The sequence below is a fragment of the Pseudomonas shiyinii genome, assembly GCF_056725765.1.
This window is the reverse complement of record NZ_CM161522.1, coordinates 4,238,702-4,258,973: the sequence shown is the minus strand read 5'-3', so window position 1 is coordinate 4,258,973 and position 20,272 is coordinate 4,238,702. Positions and strand designations below refer to the sequence as shown.

Genomic DNA, 20,272 nt, shown 5'->3' with positions numbered 1-20,272 from the left:
GAGCCATTCATTTTCCGGAGGGGCGTGACCCGATGAACATCGTCAATGTGATGTGGTCGGGCGGTGCGCAATATACGTCCATCCACACGGTTCACCGGCAGGTGCTGGGGCATGCCCCGGCCGATGTGCGCGTGAGCAATTGGCTGCTGCTCGGTGAGCAGGGGTGTGGCGGGCTGGGTGAAACCCACCTCTGGAACCTGCCGCAACGGGCGCTCAAGGGCCGCCTGCCGGAGCGCCTAATGGTGCCCTGGTTGCGCCTGCGCCTGCGCGCGGCCTTGCGCCAGGCGCAGCCTGACGTGCTGCTGCTCGATGGCCTGGGTGTCGCGCGCTTGATGCTGCCGCTGCTGCGCCAGTTGCCCGGTGTTCGCGCGGCGGTCCTGTTCCATGGCTCCACCCGGCTGCGCGGCAGTGACGTAAGCCTGTTGCGCAGTGTGCCTCGTGAACGCCTGTCCATCGCTGCGGTGTCCGGTACACTGGCCCGCTCGCTCGAGCAGGACCTCGGCCTGCCGGTGCGCACCCTGCGCATTGCCATGGACCCGGCCGTGTTCTGCGGCCAGCTGCTTGCACGCAACGCCGCCCGGCAGACACTTGGCCTGCCTGTCCAGGGCGAAGGCCGCGTGCTGTGCGCCGTGGGCCGGTTGGTGGAAAGCAAAGGCTTCGAAATGCTGATCGAGGCGTTCGCCAGGGCGCGCGAGCAGCAGCCCAACCTGCACTTGATGATTTTCGGCGATGGGGAGTTGCGCGATCGTCTCGCGGCGCGGATCGAGGCGCTGGGGCTCTACGGCTGCGTGCGGCTGTGCGGTTACCGGCCAGACCTTTCCCAGCTATACCGTGCCTTCGATGGCTTGCTGCTGCCTTCGCGCTCCGAGGGGCTGGGGCTGGTGTTGCAAGAGGCAGTGCTGGCGGATATCCCGGTGATCTGCAGCGATCTTGCGGTGTTCCGCGAGCAACTGGGCGAAGCCGATTGCTACCTGCCGGTCGCTGACGTCGAGGCCTGGAGCCAGGCCATCGCACGCTGCGCCAGCCTCGATACCCAGGCCACGGCGGCAGCCCAGCGGCGCTCGCTGGCGCCGGAGCAGAGCTGGCAAGCGTTCCTGAGCGGGGTCGCCAGCCTGTTGGGGCGCTAGTCTCGAAGCAGGGCGGCCTCCAAGGCCGCCAGCGGGAACTGGTTGGCGAGATTCTCGCGCTCGATATAGCGCGCCATGTGCTGCACATTGCGGCGCACCATCCGCGCCGGCAGCGGGGCGCGCAGGAAGCGCATGTCCGCGACGTCGATCAGGCCCAGGCGCTGGTCAGGCGTCATCACCACGTTGCCCAGGTGCAGCGAGCGAAAATAGATGCCGGAACGGTGCAACTGGCGGATCAGCTCGACCAGCTGCGGCAGCAGGACGTCCCAGCTGAACCCCGGTTCGCGCGACAGTTGCAGCAGCGTCTGGCCCGGCAACGGTCGGTAGAGCACGGCCGTACGGCCCGGCAGGTCGAGCTTGTGATGGCTGATCACTTCCAGCGTCGGGATCCCCATCTGCGCCAGGCGCGCAGCGTTATCGATGAAGCGCCGTGAGTAGGGGCGCAACAGCGCAGATGAAATCAGACGCTTGCGACGAAAAACCTTGAGGATATTTCCATCCCCGAGCAGGTAGACTTTGGCACCGTGGCTATCTGCCTCTAGAACCTTGGCGCCGAGTGTCAGCTGATCGAAGTCGACCTGGGAGAGCCGGGAGCATTGCATGGGTAGGGCCTTGTCGTCTGGCAAGCAAAAATGACCGGCCATAATGCCGAAAATAAAGCGTCAGCACCATGATGACGGGTTTGGATTCTTTTGGGGGCTGTGGGTAGCGGTGTGGTTGTTCGCCCTAGGCGAGATCCTGCGCGCCCGTGGCATGCTGTTCGGCAAGGTGCTGCTCGGCTACTGGATCTTCTCCACCCTTGCCATGCAATTCGATGCCGCCAGCCTCACCGATACCCCGCGTGCCGAATGGTTCATCAGTTGGTTGCCGGTGGGCCTGGCCATGCTGCTGCCCTGGGTGCGTGCCGAAAACGATGCCTGTGGTAAAATTCCCGGTTCAACCTGAACAGCGAGCTCGATGATGGCCGAAACACCGCTACCGGCGGAGCACTCCTCCAGCCTGAAGATCTATTTCCGGCTGCTGGGCTACGTCAAACCCTATATCGGCATCTTCCTGCTGAGCATCGTGGGTTTCGTGATCTTTGCCTCGACCCAGCCGATGCTGGCCGGGATCTTGAAATACTTCGTCGATGGGCTGAGCAATCCGCAAGCGGTGCTGTTCCCCAATGTCCCCTACCTACGCGACCTGCAACTGCTGCAGGCCGTGCCACTGCTGATCATCCTGATCGCGGCCTGGCAGGGGCTGGGGTCGTTCCTGGGCAACTACTACCTGGCCAAGGTCTCCCTGGGGCTGGTACATGACCTGCGGGTGCAATTGTTCAACAAGTTGCTGGTGCTGCCCAACCGCTACTTCGACAACCATAACTCCGGCCACCTGATCTCGCGCATCACCTTCAACGTGACCATGGTCACCGGTGCGGCGACCGACGCCATCAAGGTGGTGATCCGTGAAGGCCTGACCGTGGTCTTCCTGTTCGCCTACCTGTTGTGGATGAACTGGAAGCTGACCCTGGTGATGGTTGCCATCCTGCCGGTCATCGCGCTGATGGTGAGCACCGCCAGCAAGAAATTCCGCAAGCAGAGCAAGAAGATCCAGGTCGCCATGGGGGATGTCACCCATGTGGCGTCCGAAACCATCCAGGGCTACCGCGTGGTGCGCAGCTTCGGTGGTGAGGCCTACGAGGAGCGGCGCTTCCACGACGCCAGCCAGGGCAACACCGAGAAGCAGCTGCGCATGACCAAGACCGGCGCGCTGTACACGCCATTGCTGCAGTTGGTGATCTATAGCGCCATGGCATCGCTGATGTTCCTGGTGCTGTTCCTGCGTGGCGATGCCTCGGCGGGTGACCTGGTGGCCTATATCACGGCCGCAGGCCTGCTGCCCAAGCCGATCCGCCAGCTTTCGGAAGTCAGCTCGACCATTCAGAAGGGCCTGGCGGGCGCCGAGAGCATCTTCGAGCAACTGGACGAGCAGCCCGAAGTGGACACCGGCACCGTGGAAAAAGACCGCGTGGAAGGTCGCCTGGAGGTGCGCAACCTCAGCTTCACCTACCCCGGTACCGACCGCCAGGTGCTCAGCGATATCAGCTTCACTGCCGAGCCTGGGCAGATGATCGCCCTGGTAGGGCGCTCCGGCAGCGGCAAGTCCACCCTGGCCTCGCTGATCCCGCGCTTCTACCACCACACCAACGGGCAGATCCTGCTCGACGGTGTGGAGATCGAGCAGTATCGCTTGCGCAACCTGCGCCGCCATGTGGCCCAGGTGACCCAGCACGTCACGCTGTTCAACGACACGGTGGCCAACAACATCGCCTACGGCGACCTGGCCGGTGCGCCGCGCGCGGACATCGAGGCCGCCGCCGCCGATGCCTATGCCAAGGAGTTCGTCGACCAGTTGCCCAAGGGCTTCGACACCGAGGTCGGCGAAAACGGTGTGTTGCTCTCCGGCGGCCAGCGCCAGCGCCTGGCGATCGCCCGTGCCCTGCTGAAGAACGCACCGCTGCTGATCCTCGACGAGGCGACCTCGGCCCTGGATACCGAGTCCGAGCGCCACATCCAGGCTGCCCTGGACCACGTGATGCAGGGACGTACCACCCTGGTGATCGCCCACCGCCTGTCGACCATCGAGAAGGCCGACCTGATCCTGGTCATGGACCAGGGCCGGCTGGTCGAGCGCGGCACCCATGCCGAGCTGCTCCAGGCAAATGGCCATTATGCCCGCCTGCACGCCATGGGGCTGGACGCGCCGGAAAAGGCCGACATCACCTGATATCCCCTGGGTCGGGGCCGAGTCGGCCCCGATCATCATCGGTAACGTACAGATCGAAGCTGGCCGTAAAGCCGTCACCGACCCTGTGCTAATATCCTGCCCCTGTTCACTATTTTCATATGGGTTGCCCATGAAGTTGTCCATGCCGCGTTTCGATCAAGCCCCGGTTCTGGTGGTCGGCGATGTCATGCTCGACCGCTACTGGCATGGCGGTACCTCGCGGATCTCTCCCGAAGCCCCGGTGCCGGTGGTCAAGGTCGAGCAGATCGAGGATCGCCCCGGTGGCGCGGCCAACGTCGCATTGAACATCGCCGCCCTGGGCGCGCCAGCCTCGTTGGTTGGCGTGACCGGCCAGGACGAGGCTGCCGACAGCCTCGCCAACAGCCTGCACGCAGCGGGTGTGCGCTCGGTGTTCCAGCGCATTGCCCACCAGCCGACCATCGTCAAGCTGCGGGTCATGAGCCGTCACCAACAATTGCTGCGCATCGATTTCGAAGAGCCGTTCGCCACCGACCCGCTGTCACTGGGCGAGGAGGTCGATGGCCTGCTCGAAGGCATCAAGGTGCTGGTGCTGTCGGATTACGGCAAGGGCGCGCTCAAGAACCACCAGAGCCTGATCCAGGCTGCACGTGCCAAGGGCATCCCGGTTCTGGCCGACCCCAAGGGCAAGGATTTCTCCATCTACCGCGGCGCCAGCCTGATCACCCCGAACCTCAGCGAGTTCGAGACCATCGTCGGCCGTTGCGCCGACGAGGGCGAGCTGGTCGCCAAGGGCCTGCAATTGCTGCAGGAGCTTGACCTGGGCGCGCTGCTGGTGACCCGTGGCGAGCACGGCATGACCCTGCTGCGCACCGGCCACCCGGCGTTGCACCTGCCGGCGCGTGCCCGCGAAGTGTTCGATGTCACCGGTGCGGGCGATACCGTGATTTCCACCCTGGCGGCGGCCATCGCAGCCGGCGAGGACTTGCCCCACGCGGTGGCCCTGGCCAACCTCGCCGCAGGCATCGTGGTCGGCAAGTTAGGTACAGCGGCCATCAGCGCCCCTGAACTGCGCCGCGCGATCCAGCGCGAGGAAGGTTCCGAGCGCGGCGTGCTGACCCTCGAGCAACTGCTGCTGGCTATCGATGATGCCCGGGCGCACAACGAGAAGATCGTCTTCACCAACGGTTGCTTCGACATTCTCCATGCCGGCCACGTGACCTACCTGGAGCAAGCGCGGGCCCAGGGCGATCGTCTGATCGTGGCGGTCAACGACGATGCCTCGGTCAGCCGGCTCAAGGGCCCAGGTCGGCCGATCAACAGCGTCGACCGGCGTATGGCCGTGCTGGCTGGCCTGGGCGCGGTGGACTGGGTCATCAGCTTCCCCGAAGGCACGCCGGAGAACCTGCTCAGCCAGGTCAAGCCGGATGTGCTGGTCAAGGGCGGGGACTACGGCATCGATCAGGTGGTGGGGGCCGATATCGTCAAGGCCTACGGCGGCACCGTGAAGGTGCTGGGGCTGGTGGAGAACAGCTCGACCACGGCGATCGTCGAGAAGATCCGCAAGCACTGATCCACCCGTGGGGCTGCTGCGCAGCCCTTTCGCGGCACAAGGGCGCCCCTACAAAAAGCCGGGCCTGTAGGCGCGGCCTTGTGCCGCGAAAGGGGCGCGCAGCGCCCCCCGGTATCATTTATTGTGCAACGCCCGCTGCAACAACGCCCGGGCCTTGTCACCAAAGCGCTGCAGGTGCGAGGCCGGCTCCGGCCGGTGTTCTTCCAGCCCCTGCTGCCTGATCCAGTCCTTCCAGCGAATCCGCTCATCCCCGACCACCCAGCCGTCCTGCCGGGCAAAGCTCTCGGCCAGGTACAGGCCTCGTGTACTGGCTGGCACCAGTTCGTCCTTCTTCAAGGTATAGAGTTCGGCTGTCGGTTGGCCATCGACCAGCGGCATCAGGTACAGGTCCGGCCGCTTGCGATTGAGCCGTGCCACCAGCTGGTCGCCTTCGAGCCGCTCGTCCACGTGGAACAGGCTGAGCGACTTGGCTTCCCGGGGTACCTGCAGACGCAGGTCGTAGATCAACTGCAACGACGCGGTAGGCAGGTGCACATAGGCACGTGGCCGCTCCAGCAGCATCAGGTTGCCGCAATGCACCGGGCGCGCCGCGCCGGACTCGGGCGTGAGCACGAACGGCAGGGCTTCCCGATAATGCAGCGCGTCGGCATAGGGGGCGGGCAGCCAGGTGTCGCCGAAGCGCCCGCCGAGCCAGCCTTCCGGGGTTTCCAGCAGGCATTCCTCGGCCACTTCCTGGATGGCGGTGTGCAGGGGTAGGTTGATTTCCTGGGCGGGCACGTAGCCTGAGATCAGCTTGAGCACCACGTCGCCGCGGTCCTGCCGGCGCTGGCGCACCAGCACCCAGTAGTCTCGGTGCTGCCAATGCAGTGTCAGGCGCACCGAAACCCCCAGGTTAGCCAGCTCGACCACGAAGCGTTCGTGGTCGGCCAGCTCGATGGCCTTGCGCCGCTGCTGTACCTGGCCGAAGTTCAACGGCATGCCGATGCTCTGGTAGATCAGGCCGTCGGGTGTGGCTTCGACGTGCAGCGGCAGGGTCTTGAAGTTGCTCGGGTTCTTGCGGATCAGCGTTCGCGGCACGAGGCTCCTCCTTGCGTTGGGCGCCCGTCAGGGCGACTCAAGGCTGGCCCAGGATTCGGGCGACGGTGGCCACGTTATGGGCCAGGTGCAACGGGTTGATGGTGCCGACGATAGCACTGCTTACCCCGGGGTGGGCGAACAGCAGCTCGAAACTGGCCTGCACCGGGTCGACCCCCGGCGCCAGGCAGATATGCCCGCTGGCCAGGGCCTTCTTCACCAGGATGGCTTTGCCGTGTTCGGCAGCGTAGTCCAGTACCGGGCGCTCCGCCTGTTCGTTGAGGTTGTAGGTGACCATCGCGCAATCGCCTTGCTCCAGGGCCTTGAGGCCACCTGCCACGGTCTTGCCGGACAGGCCGTAGCCGAGGATCTTGCCTTCCTGCTTGAGTTCGGCCAGGGTCTGGTAGACGCCTTGCTGCTCCAGGATCTGCACGTCGTTGCCGTCGGAATGCACCAGCACCAGCTCGATACGGTCGGTTTCCAGGCGGCGCAGGCTGCGCTCCACCGACAGGCGGGTATGGGCGGCGCTGAAGTCGAAGTGCGACTGACCATTGTCGAACTCTTCGCCCACCTTGCTGACGATCACCCATTGCTCACGTTGGCCGCGCAGCAACGGGCCCAGGCGTTCCTCGCTGCGGCCGTAGGCAGGCGCGGTGTCGATCAGGTTGATGCCCAGCTCGCGGGCCTGGGCCAGCAGCAGGCGCGCCTCGTCATCGCCTGGGATGGTGAAGCCATTGGGGTACTTGACGCCTTGGTCGCGGCCGAGCTTGACTGTGCCCAGGCCCAGCGGAGAGACCTTCAGGCCGGTGCTGCCCAAGGGGCGCAGGAAGTCGTGCAGGGTCGGCAGGCTCATGGCAGCAGTTGCTCCCAGGCAGGGACGCCCAGGGCGGGGCGAGGCAGCTCGGCCAGGTCAGGTTGCGCGGCGGGGCGGATGCCGTCGTGCTCCAGGCTCGCCAGCACGCGGTCGGCAAAGTCGGGTGCCAGGGCCAGCTTGGTCGGCCAGCCCACCAGCAGCCGCTGCTGCTGGGTGAGGAAGGCGTTGTCTGGGCGGACCAACCCCGACTGCGCAGGTTCGGCGCGGTCGACCCGTAAGGTGGCCCAGCGCACCTGGCTCTGGTCGACCCAAGGCAGCAGGCTGGCGATTTCCTTCTGCGCCGCGGCGATCTGTGCGGCGGGTTCCCGTGCCACGCCGTCGGCCTCGGCGAGGTCGCCACCGAGGTACCAGACCCATTGGCCGTCGCGGGCCGGGTGGGTGGTGACGGTGACCCTCGGCTTGGGCCCGCCGCCCAGGCAATGGGCATACAGTGGCTTGAGGTTCGGCCCCTTGGCCATGACCATGTGCAGCGGTCGGCGCTGCATGGCCGGCTGCTCCAGCCCAAGCGCGTGGAGCAGGCCCTCGGTGCCGGCACCGGCGCTGAGCACGATACGCTGGGCGCGTATTTCACGACCATCCACGCGCAAACCGATCAGTTCGTCGCCCTCGCGCAGTGGCTCGACCCGTTCGCCGGCCAGCAGGCTGTCACCGGCCAGTTCGGCCAGGTTGGCGAGCAGGCTCGGCACGTCGATGACCAGTTCGGCGAGGCGATAGACCTTGCCCTTGAAGGCGCGGTCCTGCAGGGCAGGGGGCAGTTGCTCGCCCTTGACCTGATCGACCCGTCCACGCACGGCCTTGCTGGCGAAGAAGCTGGTGAGGTTGCCCGCCAGGGTGCCCGGGGACCACAGATAGTGGGCCTCGGACAGCAGGCGGGTCTTGCCAAGGTCGAGTTCGCCATTGCCGGCCAAGGCTTCGCGCCAACGGCGCGGCATATCGGCGATGGCCTCGGAGGCGCCGGTCAGGGCCCCATGCAGGGCGTACTTGGTGCCGCCATGGATGATGCCCTGGGACTTGATGGTCTGCTCGCCACCGAGGCTGGCGCGTTCCACCAGCACCGTCGAATACCCCAGGCGCCGCAGCCTTGCGTTGAGCCAGAGGCCAGCGACCCCGGCGCCGACGATCAGCACGTCAGTGGAAATGGCAGATGGCATGCGGGCACCTCTAGAACTGGGACAGTTGCCCAGTATACAGGCTGTGGGCACACGCGGGCCTCATCGCAGGCTGTCGCCAGTTCCCACCGAGATTGCGAAAGACTTGCGAAATCCCTGTGGGAGCCGGCTTGCCGGCGATGGGACCACAGCGGTGCTACAGCCAGTGGGGTCAGTGGCCGGCAGTCTTGGAGAACAGCTGGATCACCACCACGCCACCGACGATCATGGCCATCCCCAGCATGGCCGGCACATCCAGTTTCTGCCCGTAGATCACCAGGGCGGCGACGCTGATCAGCACGATGCCCAGGCCTGACCAGATGGCGTAGGCGATACCCACCGGAATGCTGCGCACCACCAGCGTCAGCATCCAGAATGCCACGGCATAGCCACAGACCATCAGCAGCAGCGGCAATGGCGTGCTCAAGCCCTTGACCGCTTTCATTGAAGCGGTGGCGATGACTTCGGCGCAGATGGCGATGGCCAGGTAGGTGTAGGCATTCATGATCAGGGTCCTCCGTTGCTGGGTGGGCATTCTAGACTTTCGTCGGATGGGGTAAAGTCATTACCTATCTGCTATGGAGATAGGTTGCATGGCCCAACAATGGGATCTCGAGCAACTGCGCACCTTCCTGCGGGTCACCGAGCTGCGCTCGTTTTCCGCCGTCGCCCGGGAGCAGCACAAGGCGCAATCGGTGGTCAGCAATGCCATCGCGCTGCTGGAGGCCGACCTGGGCGTGACCTTGTTCGAGCGCAGCAGTGGCCGCCAGCCGCGCCTGACCGAAAGCGGGGCGGCCCTGCTCGAGGACGCCCGCGAACTGCTGCGCCAGTGCGAGCGCCTGGATGGCCGGGCCATGGCCCTGATGCGCGGCCAGGAAGCCTTGTTGCGCGTCGCCCAGGATGAGGCCATGCCCTACCAGCCGGTGATCGATAGCCTCGACGAGTTGGCCAGCCGCTTCCCTTTCCTGGAAGTGCAGGTGGCCAGCGGCGCCCAGGGCGATGTGGCGCGCAAGCTGGTGGAGCGTCGTGCCGACCTGGGGTTGTTCTTTCATCACGAGCGCATCCCTGCGTCGCTGGAGCGCCGCGCCCTGGGCAGTGTGGAGATGGTCACCGTATGTGCCGTGGACCATCCGCTGGCGGGCGAACGGCAGGTGACTCGCCAGCAGTTGGCCCGTCACCGGCAGTTGTTGATCACACCGCAACAAAGCGGTTACCCCGGAGGTGAAGCGATCAGCCCGCAGGTGTGGCGCGCCGACAGCTTCTACGCCATGGCCGAGCTCCTGATGCGTGGGCTGGGTTGGGCCTGGCTGCCAAGGCATGTGGTGCAGTATCCGACCTACCAGGCGCAGATGGTCGAACTCGACAGTGAGTGGCGCCCACCCGCGCTGGTCGTCGAATTGGCCTGGCGCCGCGACCAGCCCCTGGGGCCGGCGGCGCAATGGCTGGCGGAACGCTTTGCCGTGCACCTGCGGGCCATTGGCTGAGGACCGGTTCCCGGCAGGCCTTTTCGTACAGTTCCTAGTACACTGCGTCGCCATGAACAGAACCCTCTATACCTTACTTTTCCACCTGGGCCTGCCACTGGTTGCGCTGCGCCTGTACCTGCGTGCGCGCAAGGCGCCGGCCTATGGCCAGCGCATCGCCGAGCGCTTCGCTTGCAAGCTGGCGCCGATGCGCCAGGGCGGCATCTGGGTGCACGCGGTGTCGGTGGGCGAAAGCATCGCTGCCGCGCCGATGATCCGTGCCTTGCTCAAGGCCTACCCGGACCTGCCGATCACCCTGACCTGCATGACGCCCACCGGTTCGGAGCGGATCCGCGCGATGTTCGCCGACGAGCCGCGAATCCAGCATTGCTACCTGCCTTATGACCTGCCTTGGGCGGCGGGGCGCTTTCTCGATCATGTCCGGCCGCGGCTGGGCATCATCATGGAGACCGAGCTGTGGCCCAACCATATCCACCAGTGCGCCAAACGCGGCATTCCTGTGGCCCTGGCCAATGCGCGGCTGTCCGAGCGCTCGGCCCGTGGCTATGCACGTTTCGCCGGCCTGACCCGGCCGATGCTGGCCGAGATGAGCCTGATCGCGGTGCAGACCGAGACCGAGGCGCAGCGTTTCCGCAGTCTGGGCGCGCGGCCTGAGTGTGTGCAGGTGACCGGTTCGATCAAGTTCGACCTGAAGGTCGACGCGCAATTGCAGCCTCGCGCGCGTGACCTGCGTGAGCAATGGGGCGCCGGGCAGCGCCCGGTGTGGATCGCCGCCAGCACCCACGAGGGTGAGGATGAATTGATCCTCGAGGCCCATCGGCAATTGCTGCAGGTTCATGGCGATGCACTATTGGTGCTGGTGCCGCGCCATCCCGAGCGGTTCGATGCGGTGCATGCCTTATGTGACGCACAGTTCGCCACCGTGCGCCGTTCTTCCGGCATGCCGGTGCAAGCCCAGACCCAGGTCTTGCTCGGCGATACCATGGGGGAGTTGCTGTTCCTCTATGCCCTGGCCGACATTGCCTTCGTGGGCGGCAGCCTGGTGCCTACCGGCGGGCACAACCCGCTGGAGCCGGCGGCACTGGCGCTACCGGTACTGACGGGGCCGCACGTGTTCAACTTCCTGGAAATCAGCGCGATGCTGCGCGAGGCGGGGGCGTTGCAGGAGGTGGACGATGCCAGCGGCCTGGCCGGGGCGGTGCGTCGGTTGGTCGAGCTGCCCCAGGATGCCCGGCGCATGGGCGAGGCGGGCAGGGCGGTGATGCAGGCCAACCAGGGGGCGTTGCAGCGGTTGCTGGATGGGCTGGGGAAATGGTTGTAAGCGTTCGCCGGAGCTGATTCGGTGCCGGTGGGACGGTGCGCCGCGCGGGCGGCGCGTGATCTCACCGGCACCGAATCAACTCACACCTAGCACGCTCAAGGCCTGCGTTCGAAGTTCTTGGCCGCCGCCGCAGCCAGGTCCGGCGGCAGGAAGTCCTTGTCCGGGTTGTAGTCGGCTTTCAGGTAGCGCCCCAGGTCCTGCAGGTCCTGCGGGCTGAGGGTACCGGCGGCCTGTTTCAGGCGCAGGTTGTCGAGGATGTAGTCGTAGCGGCTGTTGTTGTAGTCGCGCACCGAGGTGTACAGCTGGCGCTGTGCGTCGAGCACATCGACGATGTTGCGGGTACCGACCTGGTAGCCGATCTCGGTGGCCTCCAGGGCACTCTGGTTGGAGATGATCGACTGCTTGCGTGCCTGCACCTGCTCCACGTCGGTGTTCACCGCCCGGTGCAGGTTGCGGGTGTTTTCCACCACCTGGCGGCGCAGGCTTTCACGTTGCTGCTCGCTCTGGCTCAGGCGCTGGTAGGCCTCGCGCACCTGGGAGCTGGTCAGGCCGCCGCTGTAGATCGGGATGTTCAGCTGCAGGCCGATACTGGTCTGTTCGATATCGCCGCTGTAGCGCACGCCGGGCTGCGGGTTGGAGAACCCCAGGCTGTCGTTGTCGCCCTTCTGGTAGCGGGCCACCGCATCCAGGGTCGGCGCGTGGCCGGCCTTGCGTTGGCGCAGGGTCTCCTCGGCCGCCGTGACGGCATGATTGGTGGCCAGCAGGTTGAGGTTCTGCCGTGCCGCGGTCTCGACCCAGGCCTTGGCGTCGTTGGGCGTTGGCACTTGCACCGGCAGGGTGTGGACCACGCCCTGGAGCGAACCGTATTCGCGGTTGGTCAGGGTCACCAGGGCCTCGAAGGCGTCCTGGACCTGGCGCTCGGCGATGATCCGGTTGGCCCGGGCGGTGTCGTAGCTGGCCTGTGACTGCAGCACGTCGGTCTTGTCCGAGAGGCCGACGTCGAAGCGTTCGTTGGACTGGTCCAGCTGGCGTTTGAAGGCGGCTTCCTCGGCCTTGGTCGAGGCCAGGTTGTCCTGGGCGCGCAGCACCGCAAAATAGTTTTCGGCGGTTTGCAGGATCAGGTTCTGTTCGGTCGCGGAAAGCTCCAGGGCGGCCTGCTCGTTGACCGCCTCGGCAGCCTGTAGCTGGAACCAGCGGTCGGCGCGGAAGATCGGCTGTGCCAGGGTCGCGTTCCACGAGTTGCCGCTGCGGTTGGAGGTGACCGAAGGTTCATCGAACTTGGTGCGGGTGTTCATCATCTCGGCGCCGGCCGACAGGTTCGGCAGCAGGCCGGCGCGGGCCTGGGGCACCACTTCGCGGCGGGCGCCATAGTCGGCGCGGGCGGCGGCGAGGTCGGCGTTGTTGTCGACCGCTTCCTGGTAGACGCTGATCAGGTCGGTCTTCACCGTGGGCACATCCACTGCCCAGACCACTCCGTTGGACGCACAAGACACGGCAATCGCCAGTGAGAGTTTGCGCAGCATAGGGCAATCCTTGTACGAAATTTAATTACTGAACTGTTGAGTATCGAACGATGGCCCAGTGTAGTGCCCCGTGCCTCGGCCAACAATCGTCCCGGTGCCTTTCATCATCCTGGCATTTACCCGCTTGGCTTTGCTGGCCACTTGAGTCTAGACTGCGCATGTTCTTGTCGGGGTGCCTTGAATCGAAGGCTGAGATCGGATAGTTCCGGATCCCGTTGAACCTGATCAGGTTAGCGCCTGCGTAGGGAACAAGATTGCTCGCTTTCCCGGCGAGATCTTGTGCCAGGTCCGGGATTGTCGAAGCTTACGCTCAAGGCACCTCCGTGTATCCGGCACCAGCACCGTCCCAGGTGCAATCCGCGCCCCCTTCAGGTTCTCCCCGACATTCCACGCTGTCTGGAGAGCCTGTGATGAGCAAACAAGAAAAATCGATCCACCTCAGCGAGTCGGCGCAAGTCGACCAGCAGTCCGTGCAACCGTTCCCCCGTTCGCGCAAGGTCTATGTCGAAGGTTCGCGCCCCGACATCCGCGTGCCGATGCGTGAAATCAGCCTGCATGACACCCCCACCGATTTTGGCGGCGAGCAGAACGCCCCGGTGCTGGTCTATGACACCTCCGGGCCCTACACCGACCCGAACGTCGTCATCGATGTACGCAAGGGCCTGGGCGACGTCCGTTCGGCGTGGATCGAGGCTCGCGGTGACACCGTGCGCCTGGACGGCCTGAGCTCGAACTTCGGCCAGCAGCGCTTGAACGATGCCGACCTGGCCAAGCTGCGTTTCGCCCACGTGCGCAACCCGCGCCGCGCCAAGCCCGGTGCCAACGTCACCCAGATGCACTACGCGCGCCAGGGCATCATCACCGCCGAGATGGAATACGTCGCCATCCGCGAGAACATGAAGCTGCAGGAAGCCCGCGCCGCCGGTCTGCTCGACCAGCAGCATGCCGGCCATAGCTTCGGTGCCAGCATTCCGAAGGAAATCACCCCCGAGTTCGTCCGTGAAGAGATCGCCCGTGGTCGCGCGATCATTCCGGCCAACATCAACCACCCGGAGCTGGAGCCGATGATCATCGGCCGCAACTTCCTGGTGAAGATCAACGGCAACATCGGCAACAGTGCCCTGGGCTCCTCCATCGAGGAAGAAGTGGCCAAGCTGACCTGGGGCATTCGCTGGGGTTCGGACACCGTCATGGACCTGTCCACCGGCAAGCACATCCACGAGACCCGCGAGTGGATCATCCGCAACTCGCCGGTGCCGATCGGTACCGTACCGATCTACCAGGCCCTGGAGAAAGTTGGCGGGGTTGCCGAGGACCTGACCTGGGAGTTGTTCCGCGACACCCTGATCGAACAGGCCGAACAGGGCGTGGACTACTTCACCATCCACGCAGGCGTGCTGCTGCGCTACGTGCCGCTGACCGCCAAGCGCGTGACCGGCATCGTCAGCCGCGGCGGCTCGATCATGGCCAAGTGGTGCCTGGCGCATCACAAGGAAAACTTCCTGTACACGCATTTCGACGAGATCTGCGAAATCATGAAGGCCTACGACGTCAGCTTCTCGCTGGGCGACGGCCTGCGCCCGGGCTCGATCGCAGACGCCAACGATGCGGCCCAGTTCGGTGAGCTCGAGACCCTGGGGGAGCTGACCAAGATCGCCTGGAAGCACGACGTGCAGTGCATGATCGAAGGTCCCGGCCACGTGCCGATGCAACTGATCAAGGAGAACATGGACAAGCAGCTCGAGTGCTGCGACGAGGCGCCGTTCTACACCCTCGGCCCACTGACCACCGACATCGCGCCGGGCTACGACCACATCACCTCCGGCATCGGTGCGGCGATGATCGGCTGGTTCGGCTGCGCCATGCTCTGCTACGTGACGCCCAAGGAACACCTGGGCCTGCCGAACAAGGACGACGTCAAGACCGGCATCATCACCTACAAGATCGCCGCGCATGCCGCAGACCTTGCCAAGGGGCACCCGGGCGCGCAGATCCGCGACAACGCGCTGTCCAAGGCGCGCTTCGAGTTTCGCTGGGAAGACCAGTTCAACCTCGGCCTGGACCCGGACACCGCCCGTGCGTTCCATGACGAAACCCTGCCCAAGGAGTCGGCCAAGGTGGCGCACTTCTGCTCGATGTGCGGGCCGAAGTTCTGTTCCATGAAGATCACTCAAGAGGTGCGCGAGTACGCTGCCAACCAGCGTATCGAAGCCACGGACGTCTCGGTGGAGGAGGGCATGCGCGAGCAGGCCGAGCGCTTCCGCCAGGAAGGCAGCCAACTGTACAAGAAAGTCTAGGCAGGCTGAGGGCCGCTTCGCGGCCCTTTCGCGGCACAAGGCCGCTCCTACAGCAGCGCAAGGTTCACGCCCTGCGCTGTCCCTGTAGGAGCGGCCTTGTGCCGCGAAACGAGGACGTAAGTCCTCGCCAAGAACATCAATAACATCCCGGCGAGCGCCTTCATGAGCATACCCAGCCACTTCTCCCCGGACCACCCGGTCCCCCACAGCCAGCGCCAATTCGGTGCCCGCGACCTGTTCTCGCTCTGGTTCTCTCTCGGCATCGGCCTGATGGTCCTGCAGGTCGGCGCGCTGCTGGCGCCCGGCCTGGGCCTGGCGGGGGCGATCCTGGCCATCGTCCTGGGCACGGCGGTCGGTGTACTGCTGCTGGCCGCCGCCGGGGTGATCGGCAGCGACACGGGTCTGTCGGCCATGGCCACCCTGCGCCTGACCCTGGGCCGCCATGGCGCGCGCCTGCCGGCGCTGCTCAATCTGCTGCAACTGGTGGGTTGGGGCTCGTTCGAGATCATCGTCATGCGTGACGCCGCCAGCCTGCTGGGCGCTCGTGCCTTCGGCGAAGGTAGCGCCTGGACCAGCCCGGTGCTCTGGACCCTGTGCTTCGGCGCCCTGGCCACCCTGCTCGCCGTCAGCGGGCCGCTGGCCTTCGTGCGTAAGGTGCTGCGCAAATGGGGGATCTGGCTGCTGCTCGGCGCCTGCCTGTGGCTGACCTGGAACCTGTTCGCCAAGGCCGACCTGGCCGGGCTGTGGCAGCGGGCCGGCGATGGTTCGCTGTCGCTGGCGGTCGGTTTCGACATCGTCATCGCCATGCCGCTGTCGTGGTTGCCGCTGATCGCCGACTACTCGCGCTTCGGCCAGCGTGCCAGCCGTGTGTTCGGCGGCACGGCACTGGGCTTTTTCATCGGCAATGCCTGGCTGATGAGCCTGGGCGTGGCCTACACCCTGGCCTTCGCGCCCAGTGGTGAAGTCAATGCGCTGCTGCTGGCCCTGGCCGGTGCCGGGCTGGGCATCCCATTGTTGCTTATCTTGCTGGACGAGTCGGAAAACGCCTTCGCCGACATCCACTCGGCGGCGGTGTCCACCGGCCTGTTGGTGCGTTTGCGGGTCGAGCACCTGGCCCTGGCCATCGGTGTGCTGTGCACCCTGGTCGCCCTGCTGGCGCCGCTGGCCCAGTACCAGAACTTCCTGCTGCTGATCGGTTCGGTGTTCGCGCCGCTGTTCGGCGTGGTGCTGGTCGACCACTTCGTCGTTCGTCGGCGGCAACTGCCGGCGCTGGTGGCCGGGCTACACTGGCAGGCACTGCTGGCCTGGGCGGTGGGCGTGGCGGCGTATCACCTGATGGCCAATGTCGCGCCGGAGCTGGGGGCGACCCTGCCGGCACTGCTGCTGGCAGGGGGGCTGCATGGCCTGCTGAGCCTCAGCCGCGGCCGGGAAACAGCTCAGGCCTGAGCACGCCATTCAGGCGCGGGTAGGGGATCTTCAGCTCGATGTGGCCCATGGAATAGGGCGCGATGGCATAGACCTCGTACTTGACCACGACCGCGCCGTAGGTCAGGGCCACATGGGGGGACTTGCGGAACGGCCAGGTCTTGGCGAACTCCGGGTCCTTGTCCATGCCGGTGCTGATCATCCAGGCGCGGTGGGACTCTTCCACGGTCTTCCAGAAGGTATCTTCCTGGCCTGGCAGGAGCATGTCCTGCAGGGTCAGGACCTTGTCCAGCTTGCGTGAGTAGTTGATGAAACCGCGCCCGGGCATGCCGTGGGCGCCGCCGCTGTCCAGGTAGCTGGACAGCTCGATGATCACCAGCCCGTCATGCTGCTCGCGTACCTTGGCTTGCAGGTAGCTGCTGTTGCGCTTCTCGGCGCTGGCCAGGTACTGCTGTTCGTAGGCCTGCAACGAAGTGGGCGCGCCGCTGCGCTGGTTGTCTTCGGTCAGCTGCAACAGGCGTTTTTCGACGATGGCGTCGAGCTTGGGCAGGGCCGGGAAGTGGATGGTGTCGATGTTCACCAGTGGGCAGTCGCTTTCGCTGCAGCCGGGCTTGACGTGTTCCCAGGCGTCGCGCTTGACCTCGAGCGGGGCCCGGTAGTTGGGCTCGAACAGGCTCTGGCAGGCGCCCAGGGCCATTGCCAGCACGGCCACGGAAGTCAGTTTGACAAGCGTCATGATGATCCTTGCAGAACAAAGGGAGTCGGCCTTTGACCGTCGGCGAAGCCGTCGGTTCGCCACTAAGCTAACAGAGTACAGAGGCTCTGTCCCGGCCGCCTGAGCGGTCGCCGGAAAGGGGTGAAACACGGCGGCACGCAGAGTAGGATGGCGCGATGCGGTAAACGAGGTAACGAGGATTTCCATGTCAGACACGTTGAATTCGCAACCCAAGGCGGTCGAGATCGTCGAACGGGCCAATTGCTTCCAGGGCTTCTACCGGCTCGACAAGCTGCGCCTGCGCCACGAACTGTTCGCCGGCGGCCTGGGCCGTGAGATCAGCCGCGAACTGTTCGTGCGCCACGACGCAGTCTGTGTGCTGCCGTACGACCCGTTGCGCGACGAAGTGGTGCTGATCGAGCAGTTCCGCGTCGGTGCCATGGGCAAGGTGGAAAACCCCTGGCTGATCGAGATGGTTGCCGGGCTGATCGACAAGGACGAGCAGCCCGAGGAAGTCGCCCATCGCGAAGCCGAGGAAGAAGCGGGCCTTACGTTCAGCGCACTGTGGCCGATGACCCGTTACTTCCCATCCCCCGGTGGCAGCGACGAGTACGTGCATCTGTTCCTGGGCCGTTGCAGCAGCGAAGGCGCCGGCGGGCTTCACGGGCTGGAGGAGGAGGGCGAGGATATCCGTGTACGCGTCTGGGCCTTCGAGGACGCCTTGCAGGCCGTGCGCGATGGGCGCATCTGCAACGCCGCGACCATCATCGGCCTGCAATGGCTGGCGCTGAACCGTGACGAAGTGCGAGGTATGTGGAAGTGAACCTGTTGCGCGAGCGCTACCGGGTCGACCTGGCCGGGCTGCAGGCCGCCTGCGAGGCCAATTATGCCCGCCTGATGCGCCTGTTGCCGGACATGCGCACCACCCAGAGCTCGCGCCGCATCGGCATGACCCAGGGCGACCAGATGCTCGGCGTGCTGGTGCTCGATGTGCTGCTGGCCTGCCCGTACACCACCACCTTGCGGGTGCGCCAGGAGCACAGCCTGCCGTGGCTGCCGGTGCCGCACCTGGAGGTGCAGGTGTACCACGACGCGCGCATGGCCGAGGTGGTCAGCGCTGAACACACCCGGCGCCTGCGCAGCATCTACCCGTACCCCAACGCAGCGATGCACCAGCCGGACGAGAAGGCCCAGCTCAACCTGTTCCTGGGCGAATGGCTGAGCCACTGCCTGGCCTGTGGTCATGAACTGGAAGCCGTTCGCTGAAATGTGATGCAGGTCGGGCAAGGCCCTTTGCCCGACGCGTACAGGCAGCCGATAATCGCCCTGAACCCGTTCGAGGAGACGGCCCTTGCCGCAGCCCAACCACGCCCAAGATCCGGCGCCGCTTCATGTGGTGCAACTGACCGATGCCCACCTGTTCGCCAGCCCTGGCGGTACCTTGCTGGGCATGAATACCCGAGACAGTCTGCGTCACGTGGTCGAACAGGTGCGTCGCGAGCAGCCGCGCATCGACCTGCTGCTGTGCACGGGCGACCTTTCCCAGGATGGCAGCGTTGCCTCCTACGAAGCTTTTCGGCAGGTGAGCGCTTCGCTTGGCACACCGAGCCGCTGGCTCCCGGGCAACCATGACGAGGCCCGGGTGATGGCCGAGGTGGCCCAGGGAAGCGACCTGGTTCAGGCGGTGACCGACCTGGGTGCCTGGCGCATCGTCATGCTCAATTCGAACGTGCCCGATGCCACCCACGGTTGGCTCGCCGACGACCAGCTGACCATTCTGGACCAAGCCCTGGCCGCTGCCGGTGAACGGCATTGCCTGGTGTGCCTGCACCATCAGCCGGTGGATATCGGTTGTGCCTGGATCGCCCCGATCGGGCTGCGCAATGCCGATGAACTGTGGGCGCGCCTGCGTGGTTGTCCACAGGTCAAGGCGGTGCTCTGGGGGCATGTCCACCAGCCGTGGGATGAACAACGTGATGGCATCCGCCTGTTGGCCACGCCATCGACCTGCATCCAGTTCGCGGCCCGCAGCGAGGACTTCCAGGTCAGCGAGGAGCAGCCGGGTTATCGCTGGCTGCGCCTGCATGGCGATGGGCGGGTGGAGACGGGGGTCGAGCGGGCGCGGGATTTCGCGGTGAAGCTGGACTTCGACAGCCCGGGATACTGAAGGGGCCTGCAGGGGGCCATCGCGGGACAAGCCCGCTCCCACAGGGTGCCGCGAAGCGGTCCTTGGATTGTGACGAAAATGTTGAAACTTCTGTGCGACGCCAAAACCCGGTGAACGCGCTACACTGCGCGTCCCTGCGCCCGCATGGACGGGTGCACAGCAGTCGATACCGAGGGGCAGCATGTCGGGTTCCATCCTCTATATCCATGGCTTCAACAGCTCGCCGCTGTCGAAGAAGGCGCGCCAGCTCGAGGCGGTGATGCAGGCCCTGGGCCTGGTCGGGCGCCTGCGCGTGCCGGCCTTGCATCATCACCCGCGCCAGGCCATCGCCCAGCTGGAAGCCGCCATCGCCGAGCTCGGTACCCCCTTGCTGGTGGGGAGTTCGCTCGGTGGCTACTATGCCACCTACCTGGCCGAGCGCCATGGCCTGAAAGCCCTGCTGATCAACCCGGCAGTCGGGCCGCACCGCCTGTTCGACGGCTACCTGGGTACCCAGCGCAACCTGTACACCGACGAATCCTGGGAACTGACCCTGGACCATGTACAGGCCTTGGCCGAACTCGAAGTGCCGCCGCCCCAGGACGCCAGCCGCTACCAGGTATGGTTGCAGACTGCCGACGAAACCCTGGACTATCGCCAGGCCGAACGCTATTACCAGGCTTGTGCCTTGCGTATCCAGGCCGGCGGCGACCACAGCTTCCAAGGCTTCGCCGACCGTCTGCCGGCCCTGCTGGCCTTCGCCGGCATTGCCCGCGGGCAGTATGCGACGCTCGATTTTTCTGTATTTTGACCTTTT

The 20,272-nt window shown here is 65.4% G+C and carries 18 protein-coding genes, 1 pseudogene and 1 riboswitch; of the genes and pseudogenes, 12 read left to right on the top strand and 7 right to left on the bottom strand.

From position 1 onward, the window contains the following. Positions 1-32: 32 nt before the first annotated feature. Positions 33-1,127, top strand: coding sequence for a glycosyltransferase (locus ACXHGZ_RS19235; protein WP_480461015.1), 1,095 nt, complete (start codon positions 33-35; stop codon positions 1,125-1,127). On the opposite strand, the gene ACXHGZ_RS19230 is transcribed toward ACXHGZ_RS19235, so the two are convergent. After that, a complete protein-coding gene (locus ACXHGZ_RS19230) occupies positions 1,124-1,729 on the bottom strand; it encodes a BUD32 family EKC/KEOPS complex subunit (RefSeq protein ID WP_084854104.1) in 606 nt (201 codons plus the stop codon). The two genes, ACXHGZ_RS19235 and ACXHGZ_RS19230, sit on opposite strands and share 4 nt — an antisense overlap. 97 nt (positions 1,730-1,826) lie before the next feature. On the opposite strand from ACXHGZ_RS19230, the pseudogene ACXHGZ_RS19225 reads away from it, so the two are divergent. From ACXHGZ_RS19225 to hldE, 3 genes and pseudogenes are all read left to right on the top strand, one after another. Next, positions 1,827-2,072: pseudogene (locus tag ACXHGZ_RS19225) on the top strand (O-antigen ligase family protein); the annotation flags it as partial. Positions 2,073-2,087: 15 nt separating this feature from the next. Beyond that, a complete protein-coding gene (gene msbA / locus ACXHGZ_RS19220) occupies positions 2,088-3,896 on the top strand; it encodes a lipid A export permease/ATP-binding protein MsbA (RefSeq protein ID WP_480464102.1) in 1,809 nt (602 codons plus the stop codon). A 130-nt stretch (positions 3,897-4,026) separates the two neighbouring features. Further along, complete coding sequence (gene hldE, locus ACXHGZ_RS19215; RefSeq protein WP_480461014.1) at positions 4,027-5,448, top strand: bifunctional D-glycero-beta-D-manno-heptose-7-phosphate kinase/D-glycero-beta-D-manno-heptose 1-phosphate adenylyltransferase HldE; 1,422 nt, start codon at positions 4,027-4,029, stop codon at positions 5,446-5,448. A 114-nt stretch (positions 5,449-5,562) separates the two neighbouring features. Here the strand turns inward: hldE and ACXHGZ_RS19210 are convergent, their stop codons facing one another. The 4 genes from ACXHGZ_RS19210 to ACXHGZ_RS19195 all read right to left on the bottom strand — a co-directional run bounded on the left by ACXHGZ_RS19210 (position 5,563) and on the right by ACXHGZ_RS19195 (position 9,049). After that, positions 5,563-6,525, bottom strand: coding sequence for a metal ABC transporter ATPase (locus tag ACXHGZ_RS19210; RefSeq protein ID WP_480461013.1), 963 nt, complete (start codon positions 6,523-6,525; stop codon positions 5,563-5,565). A gap of 37 nt (positions 6,526-6,562) precedes the next feature. Further along, positions 6,563-7,375, bottom strand: coding sequence for an aldo/keto reductase (locus ACXHGZ_RS19205; protein WP_480461012.1), 813 nt, complete (start codon positions 7,373-7,375; stop codon positions 6,563-6,565). After that, a complete protein-coding gene (locus tag ACXHGZ_RS19200) occupies positions 7,372-8,547 on the bottom strand; it encodes an NAD(P)/FAD-dependent oxidoreductase (protein WP_480461011.1) in 1,176 nt (391 codons plus the stop codon). Before ACXHGZ_RS19200 ends, ACXHGZ_RS19205 begins: the two co-directional genes overlap by 4 nt. Positions 8,548-8,716: 169 nt before the next feature. Next, positions 8,717-9,049: a DMT family transporter gene (locus tag ACXHGZ_RS19195; RefSeq protein WP_084854115.1), complete on the bottom strand. Its 333-nt coding sequence runs from the start codon at positions 9,047-9,049 to the stop codon at positions 8,717-8,719. 88 nt (positions 9,050-9,137) lie between these two features. On the opposite strand from ACXHGZ_RS19195, the gene ACXHGZ_RS19190 reads away from it, so the two are divergent. Both ACXHGZ_RS19190 and waaA read left to right on the top strand, forming a co-directional pair. Further along, complete coding sequence (locus ACXHGZ_RS19190) at positions 9,138-10,028, top strand: LysR family transcriptional regulator (protein ID WP_480461010.1); 891 nt, start codon at positions 9,138-9,140, stop codon at positions 10,026-10,028. 52 nt (positions 10,029-10,080) lie between these two features. Next, positions 10,081-11,349 (top strand): lipid IV(A) 3-deoxy-D-manno-octulosonic acid transferase, encoded by a 1,269-nt coding sequence (gene waaA / locus ACXHGZ_RS19185; RefSeq protein ID WP_480461009.1) that lies wholly within the window; start codon positions 10,081-10,083, stop codon positions 11,347-11,349. A gap of 95 nt (positions 11,350-11,444) precedes the next feature. Here waaA and ACXHGZ_RS19180 read toward each other — a convergent pair whose 3' ends face one another. Continuing rightward, entirely contained in the window at positions 11,445-12,872 is a 1,428-nt protein-coding gene (locus ACXHGZ_RS19180; protein ID WP_480461008.1) for a TolC family outer membrane protein, read from the bottom strand. A 158-nt stretch (positions 12,873-13,030) separates the two neighbouring features. Further along, positions 13,031-13,137, top strand: a riboswitch (TPP riboswitch). A gap of 145 nt (positions 13,138-13,282) precedes the next feature. On the opposite strand from ACXHGZ_RS19180, the gene thiC reads away from it, so the two are divergent. Both thiC and cytX read left to right on the top strand, forming a co-directional pair. Further along, positions 13,283-15,169, top strand: a complete 1,887-nt coding sequence (gene thiC / locus ACXHGZ_RS19175) for a phosphomethylpyrimidine synthase ThiC (RefSeq protein WP_084854121.1) — start codon at positions 13,283-13,285, stop codon at positions 15,167-15,169. A 162-nt stretch (positions 15,170-15,331) separates the two neighbouring features. Further along, a complete protein-coding gene (gene cytX / locus ACXHGZ_RS19170; protein WP_480461007.1) occupies positions 15,332-16,615 on the top strand; it encodes a putative hydroxymethylpyrimidine transporter CytX in 1,284 nt (427 codons plus the stop codon). Here cytX and ACXHGZ_RS19165 read toward each other — a convergent pair. Continuing rightward, positions 16,584-17,330, bottom strand: coding sequence for an RsiV family protein (locus ACXHGZ_RS19165; protein ID WP_084854125.1), 747 nt, complete (start codon positions 17,328-17,330; stop codon positions 16,584-16,586). The two genes, cytX and ACXHGZ_RS19165, sit on opposite strands and share 32 nt — an antisense overlap. Before the next feature lie 184 nt (positions 17,331-17,514). Here ACXHGZ_RS19165 and ACXHGZ_RS19160 point away from each other — a divergent pair, with 184 nt between their 5' ends. The 4 genes from ACXHGZ_RS19160 to ACXHGZ_RS19145 all read left to right on the top strand — a co-directional run bounded on the left by ACXHGZ_RS19160 (position 17,515) and on the right by ACXHGZ_RS19145 (position 20,266). Then, positions 17,515-18,132, top strand: coding sequence for an NUDIX domain-containing protein (locus ACXHGZ_RS19160; protein ID WP_084854127.1), 618 nt, complete (start codon positions 17,515-17,517; stop codon positions 18,130-18,132). Then, positions 18,123-18,575, top strand: coding sequence for a DUF1249 domain-containing protein (locus ACXHGZ_RS19155; protein ID WP_084854129.1), 453 nt, complete (start codon positions 18,123-18,125; stop codon positions 18,573-18,575). Before ACXHGZ_RS19160 ends, ACXHGZ_RS19155 begins: the two co-directional genes overlap by 10 nt. Positions 18,576-18,660: 85 nt before the next feature. Further along, positions 18,661-19,476 carry a 3',5'-cyclic-AMP phosphodiesterase gene (gene cpdA / locus ACXHGZ_RS19150; protein ID WP_480461005.1) on the top strand — a complete coding sequence of 272 codons (816 nt, stop codon included), beginning with the start codon at positions 18,661-18,663 and terminating at the stop codon, positions 19,474-19,476. Positions 19,477-19,657: 181 nt separating this feature from the next. Beyond that, positions 19,658-20,266: a YqiA/YcfP family alpha/beta fold hydrolase gene (locus ACXHGZ_RS19145; RefSeq protein ID WP_480461004.1), complete on the top strand. Its 609-nt coding sequence runs from the start codon at positions 19,658-19,660 to the stop codon at positions 20,264-20,266. The last annotated feature ends 6 nt before the right edge of the window (positions 20,267-20,272 follow it).

Coding starts and splice junctions, on each gene's coding strand:
- ACXHGZ_RS19190 (WP_480461010.1), top strand. CDS start 9,138: ATGGCCCAACAATGGGATCTCGAGCAACTGCGCACCTTCCTGCGGGTC.
- ACXHGZ_RS19205 (WP_480461012.1), bottom strand. CDS start 7,375: ATGAGCCTGCCGACCCTGCACGACTTCCTGCGCCCCTTGGGCAGCACC.
- ACXHGZ_RS19165 (WP_084854125.1), bottom strand. CDS start 17,330: ATGACGCTTGTCAAACTGACTTCCGTGGCCGTGCTGGCAATGGCCCTG.
- ACXHGZ_RS19235 (WP_480461015.1), top strand. CDS start 33: ATGAACATCGTCAATGTGATGTGGTCGGGCGGTGCGCAATATACGTCC.
- cytX (WP_480461007.1), top strand. CDS start 15,332: ATGAGCATACCCAGCCACTTCTCCCCGGACCACCCGGTCCCCCACAGC.
- ACXHGZ_RS19145 (WP_480461004.1), top strand. CDS start 19,658: ATGTCGGGTTCCATCCTCTATATCCATGGCTTCAACAGCTCGCCGCTG.
- hldE (WP_480461014.1), top strand. CDS start 4,027: ATGAAGTTGTCCATGCCGCGTTTCGATCAAGCCCCGGTTCTGGTGGTC.
- thiC (WP_084854121.1), top strand. CDS start 13,283: ATGAGCAAACAAGAAAAATCGATCCACCTCAGCGAGTCGGCGCAAGTC.
- ACXHGZ_RS19180 (WP_480461008.1), bottom strand. CDS start 12,872: ATGCTGCGCAAACTCTCACTGGCGATTGCCGTGTCTTGTGCGTCCAAC.
- ACXHGZ_RS19200 (WP_480461011.1), bottom strand. CDS start 8,547: ATGCCATCTGCCATTTCCACTGACGTGCTGATCGTCGGCGCCGGGGTC.
- msbA (WP_480464102.1), top strand. CDS start 2,088: ATGGCCGAAACACCGCTACCGGCGGAGCACTCCTCCAGCCTGAAGATC.
- ACXHGZ_RS19160 (WP_084854127.1), top strand. CDS start 17,515: ATGTCAGACACGTTGAATTCGCAACCCAAGGCGGTCGAGATCGTCGAA.
- waaA (WP_480461009.1), top strand. CDS start 10,081: ATGAACAGAACCCTCTATACCTTACTTTTCCACCTGGGCCTGCCACTG.
- ACXHGZ_RS19195 (WP_084854115.1), bottom strand. CDS start 9,049: ATGAATGCCTACACCTACCTGGCCATCGCCATCTGCGCCGAAGTCATC.
- ACXHGZ_RS19230 (WP_084854104.1), bottom strand. CDS start 1,729: ATGCAATGCTCCCGGCTCTCCCAGGTCGACTTCGATCAGCTGACACTC.